Annotated in this window: 12 protein-coding genes and 1 tRNA gene; all 13 read left to right on the top strand. The window is 62.2% G+C overall.

The window, feature by feature from the left end; translation table 11 throughout:
• Positions 1–27: 27 nt before the first annotated feature.
• The 13 genes from J2X92_RS07195 (at position 28) to J2X92_RS07135 (ending at position 12,261) form a co-directional block, all read left to right on the top strand.
• The gene (locus J2X92_RS07195) at positions 28–456 is read left to right on the top strand and encodes a gamma-glutamylcyclotransferase family protein (protein ID WP_307574520.1); all 429 of its coding nucleotides are present in this window, start codon (positions 28–30) and stop codon (positions 454–456) included.
• 247 nt (positions 457–703) lie between these two features.
• The gene (aceA, locus tag J2X92_RS07190; protein WP_307574519.1) at positions 704–2,023 is read left to right on the top strand and encodes an isocitrate lyase; all 1,320 of its coding nucleotides are present in this window, start codon (positions 704–706) and stop codon (positions 2,021–2,023) included.
• 322 nt (positions 2,024–2,345) lie between these two features.
• On the top strand, positions 2,346–4,253 hold the full coding sequence (thrS, locus tag J2X92_RS07185; RefSeq protein WP_307574517.1) for a threonine--tRNA ligase: 1,908 nt from the start codon (positions 2,346–2,348) through the stop codon (positions 4,251–4,253).
• Between the two features lie 107 nt (positions 4,254–4,360).
• Entirely contained in the window at positions 4,361–4,981 is a 621-nt protein-coding gene (gene infC / locus J2X92_RS07180) for a translation initiation factor IF-3 (RefSeq protein WP_307574750.1), read from the top strand.
• A gap of 169 nt (positions 4,982–5,150) precedes the next feature.
• On the top strand, positions 5,151–5,354 hold the full coding sequence (gene rpmI / locus J2X92_RS07175) for a 50S ribosomal protein L35 (RefSeq protein ID WP_007832497.1): 204 nt from the start codon (positions 5,151–5,153) through the stop codon (positions 5,352–5,354).
• A gap of 24 nt (positions 5,355–5,378) precedes the next feature.
• Positions 5,379–5,738, top strand: a complete 360-nt coding sequence (gene rplT / locus J2X92_RS07170; RefSeq protein WP_055804712.1) for a 50S ribosomal protein L20 — start codon at positions 5,379–5,381, stop codon at positions 5,736–5,738.
• A gap of 115 nt (positions 5,739–5,853) precedes the next feature.
• Positions 5,854–6,930, top strand: coding sequence for a phenylalanine--tRNA ligase subunit alpha (gene pheS / locus J2X92_RS07165; protein WP_307574514.1), 1,077 nt, complete (start codon positions 5,854–5,856; stop codon positions 6,928–6,930).
• A gap of 41 nt (positions 6,931–6,971) precedes the next feature.
• Complete coding sequence (pheT, locus tag J2X92_RS07160; protein WP_307574513.1) at positions 6,972–9,413, top strand: phenylalanine--tRNA ligase subunit beta; 2,442 nt, start codon at positions 6,972–6,974, stop codon at positions 9,411–9,413.
• Positions 9,414–9,418: 5 nt separating this feature from the next.
• Positions 9,419–9,790 carry an integration host factor subunit alpha gene (locus tag J2X92_RS07155; RefSeq protein WP_055804702.1) on the top strand — a complete coding sequence of 124 codons (372 nt, stop codon included), beginning with the start codon at positions 9,419–9,421 and terminating at the stop codon, positions 9,788–9,790.
• A 74-nt stretch (positions 9,791–9,864) separates the two neighbouring features.
• Positions 9,865–10,341 carry a MerR family transcriptional regulator gene (locus tag J2X92_RS07150; protein ID WP_307574510.1) on the top strand — a complete coding sequence of 159 codons (477 nt, stop codon included), beginning with the start codon at positions 9,865–9,867 and terminating at the stop codon, positions 10,339–10,341.
• 26 nt (positions 10,342–10,367) lie between these two features.
• Positions 10,368–10,444, top strand: a tRNA-Pro gene (locus J2X92_RS07145).
• A 58-nt stretch (positions 10,445–10,502) separates the two neighbouring features.
• The gene (locus J2X92_RS07140; RefSeq protein ID WP_307574508.1) at positions 10,503–10,664 is read left to right on the top strand and encodes a hypothetical protein; all 162 of its coding nucleotides are present in this window, start codon (positions 10,503–10,505) and stop codon (positions 10,662–10,664) included.
• Between the two features lie 523 nt (positions 10,665–11,187).
• Positions 11,188–12,261: a polysaccharide biosynthesis/export family protein gene (locus tag J2X92_RS07135; RefSeq protein WP_307574748.1), complete on the top strand. Its 1,074-nt coding sequence runs from the start codon at positions 11,188–11,190 to the stop codon at positions 12,259–12,261.
• The last annotated feature ends 9 nt before the right edge of the window (positions 12,262–12,270 follow it).

Raw genomic sequence — 12,270 nt, 5'->3', positions numbered from 1 at the left:
GCTTGTTGTGGGACGATGGATTCAATGATGCCGCAATCGCCGAAATCCGATGACCCGCCGGGCGCGCGCTCTCTGCGCCACGTGTTCGTCTACGGCACGCTGCGCCGAGGTGGGCGCAACGACATTGCGCGCTTTCGCCCCGAACCCTTCTACGTGGCCGACGCCGCCATTGCGGGCACGCTGTACGACCTGGGCGCCTACCCCGGCGTGGTGCTGGGCGGCAAGCGGCGCGTAGTGGGCGAGATCTACCGCATCGAACCCGAGGTTGAAGCCGCGCTCGACGTGCTCGAAGAAGTTGCCGACGACGGTTCCGGCGAATACATCAGGCGCCATGTGATGGTGGAAGCGAGCGCGCAGCAGTTCGAGTGCCTGGTCTACGAGATCCATCCCTCGCGCATTGCAGGACGCGCAGTGATCAGGAGCGGCGACTGGATTGCGCACGCGGCCGCGCAGTGAAGCCCGCGTTCGCGCAGCTCTTTTCACGCCTGAAACACCCATTGCATATTGCGAAATCCTCGCCTGCTGCGCCGCAATATTTTTTCTCAATATGAGAAAAATAATTTCGCATTGAGAAATACTTCCGCAAGTGGTTGATTTTTAAGAACTAAAAATATGTCTTCTATAAGACATAAGAGTCCCGAGACGGTTTACAGTGACTCCACGGCCGCAGCGCCCAACCTTCAATCAACCTCACGGAGTGACCATGCCCCAGACCCTCACAGAACAACTGAGCCGCGAACAGCAAATTGCCGCCCTCGAGAAAGAATGGGCCACCAATCCCCGCTGGAAGGGCATCAAGCGCGGCTACAGCGCTGCCGACGTCGTGCGCCTTCGCGGCTCGTTCCCCATCGAGCACACGCTGGCACGCCGCGGCGCCGAGAAGCTCTGGGAGCTGGTAAACAACGAACCCTACGTCAATTGCCTTGGCGCGCTCACGGGCGGCCAGGCCATGCAGCAAGTGAAGGCCGGCGTGAAGGCCATCTACCTGTCGGGCTGGCAGGTTGCCGCTGACGCCAACACCTATTCGGCGATGTACCCCGACCAGTCGCTGTACCCGGTGGACTCGGTGCCGACCGTGGTCGAGCGCATCAACAACACCTTCCGCCGCGCGGACGAAATCCAGTGGTCCAAGAACGTGAACCCCGGCGACAAGGGCTACGTCGACTACTTCGCGCCAATCGTTGCAGACGCTGAAGCCGGCTTTGGCGGCGTGCTGAACGGTTTCGAGCTGATGAAGGCCATGATCAAGGCTGGCGCCGGCGGCGTGCACTTCGAAGACCAGCTCGCCTCGGTCAAGAAGTGCGGCCACATGGGCGGCAAGGTGCTCGTGCCGACGACCGAAGCCGTGCAGAAGCTCGTCGCCGCACGCATGGCGGCCGACGTCTGCGGCACGCCGACGCTCGTGATTGCCCGCACCGACGCCGAAGCAGCCGACCTCATCACCAGCGACTACGACGAGAACGACAAGCCGTTCCTCACCGGTGAGCGCACCGCCGAAGGCTTCTACAAGACGAAGAAGGGCATGGACCAGGCCATCAGCCGCGCCGTTGCCTATGCCTACTACGCCGACCTGGTGTGGTGCGAAACCGGCACGCCCGACCTCGAGTTCGCCCGCAAGTTCGCCGAAGCCGTGCACAAGATCCACCCCGGCAAGATGCTGGCCTACAACTGCTCGCCGTCGTTCAACTGGAAGAAGAACCTCGACGACGCCACCATTGCCAAGTTCCAGAAGGAACTGGGCGCCATGGGCTACAAGTACCAGTTCATCACGCTGGCCGGCATCCACTCGATGTGGTTCAACATGTTCGACCTGGCGCAAGACTACGTGCAGCGCGGCATGTCGGCCTACGTCGAAAAGGTGCAGGAGCCCGAGTTCGCAGCGCGCGACCGCGGCTACACCTTCGTCTCGCACCAGCAGGAAGTGGGCACCGGTTACTTCGACGAGGTGACCACCGTCATCCAGGGCGGCAAGTCCAGCGTCACTGCGCTGACCGGCTCGACCGAGGAAGAACAGTTCCACTGACCCGCTGATCGCCTGAACAGACGATTCGCTGTCACCATCCAGCCCGGCCTCGCGCCGGGCTTTTTTTATGGAAAGCCGCAAAACCCGCCGGCCGATGGCCTGGGCGGGCACCGGATAGAATTGCGGCTCTCTGCACCCAACAAGAGCGAGAAAGGCACCTTGGTTATGACACCGCGAACTACTCCGCAAGGATTCAGCGGCTTTTTCTTCGTCTCCGAAGGAAAGGGCCGGTAGCCCGCGCTCGCTGGTTTCTGCCAGTTCCCAAACCAAGCAAAGCGCGGCCAGTCACCGCGCTTTTTGTTTTTCTGCCCCGAGGTTTTTCATGATCCAGATCACGCTTCCCGACAACTCGCGCCGCGAGTTCCCAGGCCCGGTTTCGGTGGCCCAAGTTGCCCAGTCCATTGGACCGGGGCTCGCCAAGATGACGGTGGCCGGCAAGGTCGACGGCAAGCTCGTCGATGCCAGCGACGTCATCGACCGCGACGCCAAGCTCCAGATCATCACGCCCAAGGACGACGAGGGCCTGGAGATCATCCGCCACTCGACGGCCCACCTGGTCGGGCATGCCGTGAAGCAGCTCTACCCGACGGCCAAGATGGTCATCGGGCCCGTGATCGAGGAGGGCTTTTATTACGACATCTCCTACGAGCGCCCCTTCACGCCCGAAGACATGACCGCCATCGAGGCACGCATGAAGGAACTCATCGCGCAGGACTACGACGTGGTCAAGAAGATGACGCCGCGTGCCGAGGTCATCGAGGTCTTCAAGTCGCGCGGCGAAGACTACAAGCTGCGCCTTGTCGAAGACATGCCCGACGAGCAGGCCATGGGCCTTTACTACCACCAGGAATACGTCGACATGTGCCGCGGTCCGCACGTGCCGAACACGCGCTTCCTGAAGGTCTTCAAGCTCACGAAGCTGGCCGGTGCCTACTGGCGCGGCGACGCCAAGAACGAGCAGCTGCAGCGCGTCTACGGCACGGCCTGGGCCGACAAGAAGCAGCTCGACCAGTACATCCAGCGCATCGAAGAGGCCGAGAAGCGCGACCACCGCAAGCTGGGCAAGGAACTCGACCTGTTCCACATCGACGAGGTGGCGCCGGGCGTCGTGTTCTGGCACCCCAAGGGCTGGGCCGTGTGGCAGGCCGTGGAGCAGTACATGCGCGGCATCTACCGCGACACGGGCTACTGGGAAGTGAAGGGCCCGCAGATTCTGGACAAGAGCCTGTGGGAGAAAACGGGCCACTGGCAGAACTACCGCGACAACATGTTCACGACGGAGTCGGAAAAGCGCGAATACGCGCTCAAGCCGATGAACTGCCCCGGCCACGTGCTCATCTTCAAGAGCGACCTGCGCAGCTACCGCGACCTGCCGCTGCGCTATGGCGAATTCGGCCAGTGCCACCGCAACGAACCCAGCGGCGCGCTGCACGGCATCATGCGCGTGCGCGGCTTCACGCAGGACGACGGCCACATCTTCTGCACCGAAGACCAGATCCTCGATGAATGCATTGCCTATACGGAGCAACTGCAGAAGGTGTACGCCGACTTCGGCTTCACGGACATCCTCTACAAGGTGGCCACGCGGCCCGACAACCGCGTCGGCTCAGACGAGCTGTGGGACAAGGCCGAGCATGCGGTCATGGAGGCGCTGCGCCGTTCGGGCGTCGACTTCATCATCTCGCCCGGCGACGGCGCCTTTTATGGCCCCAAGATCGAGTACACGCTGAAAGACGCACTCGGCCGCCAGTGGCAGTGCGGCACGATGCAGGTCGACTTCAACACGGCCGAGCGCCTGGGCGGCGAATACGTCACTGAGTCGAGCGGCCGCGCGCACCCTGTCATGCTGCACCGCGCCATCGTGGGCAGCCTTGAGCGCTTCATCGGCATGCTGATCGAACACCATGCGGGTGCACTGCCCGCATGGCTCGCTCCGGTGCAGGTGGCGGTGCTCAATATCAGCGAAGGGCAGGCCGATTACGCTGCTTCAGTGGCTAAAACGCTGCAGAATCAAGGGCTTAGGGTTCAGCTCGATCTGCACAACGAGAAGATAACGTATAAAATACGCAAGCATTCGTTGCAAAAGCTTCCCTATATCCTCGTCGTAGGCGACAAAGAGAAGGAAGTTGGTGCCGTCGCAGTGCGCGCCCGGGGCAACCAAGACCTCGGTGCAATGTCCCTCGAATCGTTCGTGCAACGGCTCAACCAGGATGTTGCTGACAAGCGTTGATTCGTCCCGGAAGCGCCCCCATATGTGCTTCTCTCGACCAAATCATGCCGCTTGTCCGCGAGGACTGCCCCGGCTTCCGCTACAGATTTTGTAGCAATTTTTGAAGGATTCTGACCATCGCTACTGCATTTCGCGACCGCCGCCACCGCGAGGAACGCCAACACCGCCTGAACCGGGAAATCATGGCCCCGGAAGTCCGCCTTGTAGGCCCGGAAAACGAGCCATTGGGTGTTATGAGTCTCTCCGAGGCCTTGCGCCTCGCTGGTGAGGCTGACGTGGATCTGGTAGAGGTCGTTGCCGCGGCCAATCCGCCAGTGTGCCGCCTGATCGAGTACGGCAAGTTCAAGTACCACGAGCAGAAGAAAGCGGCCGAGGCGAAGTCGAAGCAGAAGGTCATCGAGGTCAAGGAAATCAAGTTCCGCCCCGGTACCGACGATGGCGACTACAACATCAAGATGCGCAACATCAAGCGCTTTCTTGAAGAGGGCGACAAATGCAAGATCACGCTGCGCTTCCGCGGCCGCGAGATCACGCACCAGGAGCTCGGTCTGGCCTTGCTGCAGCGCATTCGCGATGAGCTGGCCGACCTGATCGTCGTCGAGCAGTTCCCCAAGCTCGAAGGCCGGCAGATGATCATGATGATCGCTCCGGGCCGCAAGAAGCCGGGTGGCGGTGGTGCCGCCAAGCCCGCGTCGACGGAAACGTCGTCGGCGCCCGCGGCAGCCTGAAAAGGCTGGCCGGGCTAGAGAGAGTCAGTTAGCAGGGTTTAAAGAATTTCGCCGTTGCCGGCGCTTCGCAAGAAGGGCAGGCAAGGGCGAGATAAAGAAGTGTCTCGGGGCCAACAAGTCCGTGGAGTATCCGCGGCGCCTCACGAGCACAAACTAAAGGAGCATTCATATGCCCAAAATGAAGACCAAGAGCAGCGCGAAAAAACGTTTCCGCGTTCGTCCCGGTGGCACCGTCAAGCGCGGTCAAGCCTTCAAGCGTCACATCTTGACGAAGAAGACCACCAAGAACAAGCGTCACCTCCGTGGTGCAGTCGCAGTGCATGAAACCAACATGGTTTCTGTCGCCGCCATGCTGCCCGGCCGTGGCATTTAACTCAGACGAACAAGGAGTACACACATGCCTCGCGTCAAACGTGGTGTAACGGCTCGCGCCCGCCACAAGAAAGTTCTCGCACTCGCCAAGGGTTTCCGTGGTCGCCGCGGTAATGTCTTCCGCATCGCCAAACAGGCGGTAATGAAGGCTGGGCAATATGCCTACCGTGACCGCCGCAACAAGAAGCGCGTTTTCCGTCAACTGTGGATCGCGCGTATCAACGCCGCCTCGCGTGAACTGGGCCTGACCTACAGCCAGTTTGCAAACGGCATCCGCAAGGCCGGAATCGAGATCGACCGCAAGATGCTTGCGGACATCGCAGTGCACGACAAGGCCGCTTTTGCCGGCATCGTGGAGCAGGTCAAGGCCAAGCTGGCTGCTTGATCCTGTAAAGCAAGGGCGGCTGCCTTCGTGGCGGCCTCCTGCGCCCACGACACAAGGGCTGGCGCTTGAAAAGGCTCCAGCTCTTTTTTTATTTCCCCGCCTATTTTCTGTTGCTATGAACGAGTTGGACTCCCTGGTAGCCACCGCACGCGCCGCCTTCGCCGAAGCGAAAACGCCCGCCGAGCTCGAGAACGCCAAGGCGCAGTTCCTCGGCAAGTCGGGCCGCATCACCGAGCTGATGAAGGGCATGGCCGCACTCAGCGTCGACGAGAAAAAGTCGCGCGGCGCCGCAATCAACGTGGCCAAACAGGCCATCGAGTCCTCGCTGACCGAACGCCGCCAGCAGCTGGCCGACGAAGAGCTTTCGCTGCAACTGCGTGCTGAAGCCCTCGACGTGAGCCTGCCCGGCCGCCGCCGCATTCCGGGCGGATTGCACCCCGTGAGCCGCACCCTGGAGCGCATCGAAGAGATCTTCTCCAGCATGGGCTTCGACGTGGCCGACGGCCCCGAGATCGAGAGCGACTGGCACAGCTTCACCTCGCTCAACAACCCGCCAAACCATCCTGCACGTTCGATGCAGGACACCTTCTATGTCGACCTGAACGGCGACGACGGCATTCCGTACAACCTGCGTCCGCACACCAGCCCCATGCAGGTTCGCTACGCGCATCAGCACATCAAGAAATACGCGGCTGAGTTTGCCGCCGCTGCAGCCGACACCACCGGTGCCGTCAAGGCGCCCGAGATCCGCGTCATTGCGCCCGGCCGCACCTACCGTGTCGACAGCGACGCCACGCACTCGCCCATGTTCCACCAGTGCGAAGGCCTGTGGCTCGGCGAAAACGTGAGCTTCAAGGACCTGAAGGTCATCTTCACCGACTTCTGCCGCACTTTCTTCGAGAGCGACGACCTCGTGCTGCGCTTTCGCCCGAGCTTCTTTCCGTTCACCGAGCCCAGCGCTGAAATCGACATCCAGTTTGCGAGCGGCCCCTTGGCCGGCCGTTGGCTCGAAGTCGCGGGCTCGGGCCAGGTGCACCCGAACGTGGTGCGCAACATGGGCCTCGACCCCGAGCGCTACATCGGCTTTGCCTTTGGCATGGGGCCCGACCGGCTCACGATGCTGCGCTACGGCGTGAACGACCTGCGGCTGTTCTTCGACGGCGACCTGCGCTTTCTCTCGCAGTTCCAGTAAGCACCCATCCATAGAACAAAACCGAATACGAGATCGAAGAGATGCAATTCCCGGAATCCTGGCTGCGCGAGTTCTGCAATCCGCCCCTTGGCAGCGCCGAGCTGGCCGAAACGCTCACCATGGGCGGCTTCGAGGTCGAAGAACGCCGCCCCGTGGCGCCGCCCTTCAGCCGCATCGTGGTTGGCGAGATCAAGGAAGCCGTGCAACACCCCAACGCCGATCGCCTGCGCGTGTGCCAGGTGGACGTGGGGCAGGGCGCCTTGCTCAACATCGTGTGCGGCGCACCCAATGCGCGCGTCGGCATCAAGGTGCCCTGCGCGCTGGTCGGTGCCGAACTGCCGCCCGGTGAAGACGGCAAGCCCTTTCTCATCAAGCTTGGCAAGCTGCGCGGCGTCGAGAGCCAGGGCATGCTGTGCTCGGCCCGCGAGCTGCAGCTGAGCGAAGACCACGGCGGCCTGCTCGAGCTCGATGCCGATGCACCCATTGGCACCGACGTGCGCGACGTGCTCAAGCTCGACGACGCACTGCTCACCCTCAAGCTCACGCCCAACCTCGCGCATGGCCTGAGCGTGTACGGCATTGCACGCGAACTCGCTGCGCTCACCGGCGCGCCGCTCAAGACGCCCGCCATTGCGCCGGTCGCAACATCGTTTGCCGACGTGCTGCCGGTGAAGGTGGAAGCGCCCGAACTCTGCGGCCGCTTTTCGGGCCGCATTGTGCGCGGCGTGAACACCAAGGTGACCACGCCGGCGTGGATGGTCGAGCGCCTCGCGCGCTGCGGCCAACGCAGCGTGACGCCGCTGGTCGACATCTCGAACTACGTCATGTTCGAGTACGGCCAGCCCAGCCACATCTTCGACCTCGACAAGATCCATGGCGGCCTCACGGTGCGCTGGGGCAAGGCAGGCGAGCAGCTCAAGCTGCTGAACGGCGCCACCATCAGCGTCGACGACAAGGTCGGCGTCATTGCCGACGACGAGGCCGTCGAATCGCTCGCCGGCATCATGGGCGGCGATGCCACCTCGGTGTCGGACGACACGCGCAACATCTACGTAGAGGCCGCGTTCTGGTGGCCCGAAGCCGTTCAGGGCCGCTCGCGCCGCTTCAATTTTTCGACCGATGCCGGGCATCGCTACGAGCGCGGCGTCGACCCGAGCCGCACGGTGCAGATCATCGAGCGCATCACGCAGCTTATCGTCGAGATCTGCGGCGGCCAGGCCGGCGCCATGGACGACAAGATCTTGAACGTGCCCGAGGCCATGCCCGTCACGCTGCGCGTGGCACGTGCCGCGCGCGTCATCGGCATGCCTTTGACGCAGGCGCAATGCGCCGACGCGCTGCGTCGCCTCGGTTTTGCCCTGCTCGAAGGCGAGGGCACCTTGACCGTTACGCCGCCGCCGCACCGCTTCGACCTGCTCATCGAAGAAGACCTGATCGAAGAAGTCGCACGCCTCATTGGCTTCAACAACCTGCCGACCACCGCGCCCCTCGCGCCCATCACCGCTCGCGTTCGGCCCGAGGCACAGCGCAGCCGCTTTGCGGTGCGCCGCAGCCTGGCCGCGCTCGGCTACCAGGAAACCATCAACTTCAGCTTTGTTGAAGCGCACTGGGAACAAGACCTGGCCGGCAATGCCAACCCCGTCAAGCTGCTGAACCCCATTGCCAGCCAAATGAGCGTGATGCGCTCGTCGCTGATTGGCTCGCTGCTGCAGGTGCTCAAGTTCAACCTCGACCGCAAGGCCCCGCGCGTGCGCGTGTTCGAAGCCGGCCGTGTGTTCATGCGCGACGACAGCGTGGCCACCACCGACAGCACCGTGCGCGGCGTTCACCAGCCCATGCGCGTGGCCGGCCTTGCCTGGGGCGATGCCGAAGATGCGCGCTGGGACGGCAAGCCGCACCGCGTCGATTTTTACGACGCCAAGGGCGACGTCGAAGCGCTGCTCGCACCTCTGGTGCCAAGCTTCGAGCCGGCCGAGCACCCGGCCCTCCACCCCGGCCGCTCCGCCCGCGTGCTCATCAACGGCAAGGCCATCGGCTTTGTCGGCGAGCTGCATCCGCGCTGGCGCCAGAAGTGGGACTTTGCCCTGCCCCCCGTGGTTTTTGAACTCGACCTCGATGACGTGACCGCGCGGCCCGTGCCCGTGGCCAAGCCGGTGCCCAAGCACCAGGCCGTGGAGCGCGACATTGCCGTGGTGGTGGCCGAGGCCGTCACGCACAATGCATTGATGCAGGCCATTCAATCGGCGGCCGCTGCGCAAGGGCTGCTGCGCGACGCCACGCTGTTCGACATCTATCGTCCGCAACCTGCACGCGACGGCACCGCGCCTGCATCGGGCGGCTTGGTGCAAGGGGAGAAGAGCATGGCGGTTCGCCTGAACTTTCAGGACGACAACGCCACGCTGACCGACGAACAGGTGGAACCTGCCGTGCGCGCCATCGTCGAACAACTGAGCGCCACACTCGGCGCCCGCCTGAGAGGTTGATGAGAATGAACGCTGCGGAATTCACGCTCGAAGCCCTCGAAACGCCCGCACTCACGAAGGCGCACCTGGCTGACTTGCTGTTCGAGCAAATCGGCCTCAACAAGCGCGAATCCAAGGACATGGTCGAGGCTTTCTTCGACCTCATTGCCAACAGCCTGATCGAAGGCACCGACGTCAAGATTTCGGGCTTTGGCAACTTCCAGATCCGGGTGAAGGCCCCCCGGCCCGGGCGCAATCCGCGCACCGGCGAGGCCATTCCCATCGGCGAGCGGCGCGTGGCCACCTTTCACGCCAGCGCCAAGCTCAAGGAACAGATCCACGGAAGCATCGAGCCCAGCGGCACTTCAGAGGTCGAGTGGAGCCTGGGAGCCGAATAAGGGCTTGGCGCTGCGCGGCTGCGTAGAGTAATCTCTAAGGTTTCCCGCGCACGGTCTTGATTTCAATGGAAATAATGGAGAAAGCGCTCCCGCCGATTCCCGTCAAACGCTACTTCACCATTGGTGAGGTGGGCGAGCTGTGCGGTGTCAAGCCGCACGTGCTGCGCTATTGGGAGCAGGAGTTCACGCAACTGCGTCCCATGAAGCGGCGCGGCAACCGGCGCTACTACCAGCACCACGAGGTGCTCATGATTCGCCGCATCCGCGACTTGCTCTACGACCAGGGCTTTACCATCAGCGGCGCGCGCAACAAGCTGCAAGAACTCGTCCAAGGCGAGCGCGAGCGCCGCAAAGCCGGCATCGTCCCGCTCGAGGGGATGGAAGCAGTCGAAATCGACCAGGAAGAGTTCGACGCGGTCCTGCACCAGGACGACGAAGACACCTCCAACCCCGAGCCTCAGCAAGCCACCCGCACCGTCGATCCGTCGCAGCTGATGCACTTGCGCCGCGAGCTTTTTGAAATTCGTGAGCTCCTGACCGTCGGACGGTGATTTCCGCCGGCTATAATTGAGGGCTTCGGTGTGTGGCGCAGCCTGGTAGCGCACTTGCATGGGGTGCAAGGGGTCGAAGGTTCGAATCCTTTCACACCGACCATATCGTCAGATAGAAAAACGGGTCAGAGCCACAAGCTCTGACCCGTTTTTTTTTGTTCTTGGACGACGGCAACAGTCGCAGCGCGCGTCTTGAAGAGCAGCCAATGCTCAAAAAAGCCGATAAATTCGCGAGCCGCAAAGATTGCAATTGCGATTACAAAAGTATTCGTCGCGCCAAAACCGGGCGCACTCAGATTGCTTTCGATGTATTAACGCTCTAATACTTTGAACTTCTATTATTTCAAAGATTAGTGCGTGCACCCCAAAAAATAGTTGTCGAAAGACGACGTATTTGGGCTGGAATTTCGCCGCCATCACCTGCTTAAGGCGGGCTAGGGAACGCGTGTGCAGTAACCATCGAGCGCCGCGATAGGTTAGGCGACATGTAGGCCGACCGGCTTTCTCCCCTCTGGCATGTCTCCTCATCCTCCTCCTGATCGCATCAAAAACGGCATCGCTTGCCGTCGATTTAACGCCACCACACTTCTATCAAATTGTGGGTTGCCAAACGTAAGTAGTGTTATCTATTTTGGAGCCGTAATTGCGCCCCCTTTCCACTTGGGAAACCTTTTGGCAACAATAGTTAAGATGGCCTCAATAGAGGAGGCATAGAAAACAGCTAATCCTCAGCGAGATGTTCGCCGCAAGGCGCAATAAAAAGCGGAGGTTTGTTTTGTGAGACATATATCGGTCGCTGCTCTATTGGTGGGTGCCCTGCTTCAAGCCTGCACCATCGTGCCTGGCATGGGCACCGTAGAGCCCTACCAGAGCGCCGAGGATCTTCCACCCAAGTTCCAGTACCTGCCCGACGCGGCGCCCGAAGACCGGATCACCCCCATCACGCCGGCCCTTGTGCGCACGCTGGCCAAGCTGACGCCCAAGAGCGTGCCGCCAGAAGTCGGAGCGCTGTTCGGCAAGCCGCAGCGTTACACCATCGGCCCTGGAGACGTGGTGGGCGTCATCGTTTACGACCACCCCGAGCTGCTGCCCAATGCCGGCGCCGTCATCTCGCAGCAGTCCGACCCTACCGGTGTGAGCGTGGCGCCCGGCTTCATCGTCGACTCGGCTGGCGAAATTGCCTTTCCGTATGTGGGCCGCGTCAGGGTTGCGGGACTCACCGAAGCCGAGGCCGGCGAACTCATCTCCAAGCTGATCGTCACCCAAGTGCGCGAGCCCCAGGTGACGGTGCGCATTCAGTCGTTCAGAAGCCGCCGCGCCTACGTAGAAGGCGAAGTGCGCGCACCAGGCTCGCAGGTCTTCACCGACTTGCCCATGACGCTTGCCGAGGCCATCAACCGGGCCGGCGGCATCACCGCAAACGGAAACTTTGCGAACGTGACACTGGTTCGCGATGGCAAGTCCATCGATATCAACCTGACGCGCCTGCGCGAAGCCGGCCGCGACGGCAACGACATCCCCTTGATGAGCGGCGACACCATTCGCGTGGGCCACCGCGAAGACGCGAAGGTGTTTGTGATGGGCGAAATCTTGCGGCCATCGGCGCTCACGGTGCGCAGCAACGGCCGCCTCAACCTGAACGAAGCGTTGGGCGAAGCGGGCGGGCCGATTCTCACCACCTCCAACCCCGGCCAGATCTACGTGATTCGCCAGGGTGCCACGGGCTTGCCCGCCATCTTCCATCTGGACGCCAAGAACCCGGCCGCCATGGTGCTGGCCCGGCAGTTCAGCCTGGAGGCGCAAGACGTGGTCTACATCGACCCCGTGCCGCTCGTGAAGTGGAACCGCGTGATCAGTTTGATATTGCCCGCCGCCCAAGTGGTGAATCTGGGTAGCGAAACGGCGGATCGGTTCCGCTGATAGCGGCCG

Origin of the sequence: Variovorax paradoxus (assembly GCF_030811855.1) — a bacterium.
In the GTDB taxonomy this organism is placed as follows: domain Bacteria; phylum Pseudomonadota; class Gammaproteobacteria; order Burkholderiales; family Burkholderiaceae_C; genus Variovorax; species Variovorax paradoxus_L.
This window is presented reverse-complemented; position numbering and strand designations above follow the sequence as displayed.

Bases quoted from the DNA above. Each gene is read 5' to 3' on its own strand.
- J2X92_RS07135 (WP_307574748.1), top strand. From the start codon at position 11,188: ATGGGCACCGTAGAGCCCTACCAGAGCGCCGAGGATCTTCCACCCAAG.
- aceA (WP_307574519.1), top strand. From the start codon at position 704: ATGCCCCAGACCCTCACAGAACAACTGAGCCGCGAACAGCAAATTGCC.
- J2X92_RS07155 (WP_055804702.1), top strand. From the start codon at position 9,419: ATGAACGCTGCGGAATTCACGCTCGAAGCCCTCGAAACGCCCGCACTC.
- rpmI (WP_007832497.1), top strand. From the start codon at position 5,151: ATGCCCAAAATGAAGACCAAGAGCAGCGCGAAAAAACGTTTCCGCGTT.
- J2X92_RS07150 (WP_307574510.1), top strand. From the start codon at position 9,865: ATGGAGAAAGCGCTCCCGCCGATTCCCGTCAAACGCTACTTCACCATT.
- pheS (WP_307574514.1), top strand. From the start codon at position 5,854: ATGAACGAGTTGGACTCCCTGGTAGCCACCGCACGCGCCGCCTTCGCC.
- pheT (WP_307574513.1), top strand. From the start codon at position 6,972: ATGCAATTCCCGGAATCCTGGCTGCGCGAGTTCTGCAATCCGCCCCTT.
- rplT (WP_055804712.1), top strand. From the start codon at position 5,379: ATGCCTCGCGTCAAACGTGGTGTAACGGCTCGCGCCCGCCACAAGAAA.
- thrS (WP_307574517.1), top strand. From the start codon at position 2,346: ATGATCCAGATCACGCTTCCCGACAACTCGCGCCGCGAGTTCCCAGGC.
- J2X92_RS07195 (WP_307574520.1), top strand. From the start codon at position 28: ATGCCGCAATCGCCGAAATCCGATGACCCGCCGGGCGCGCGCTCTCTG.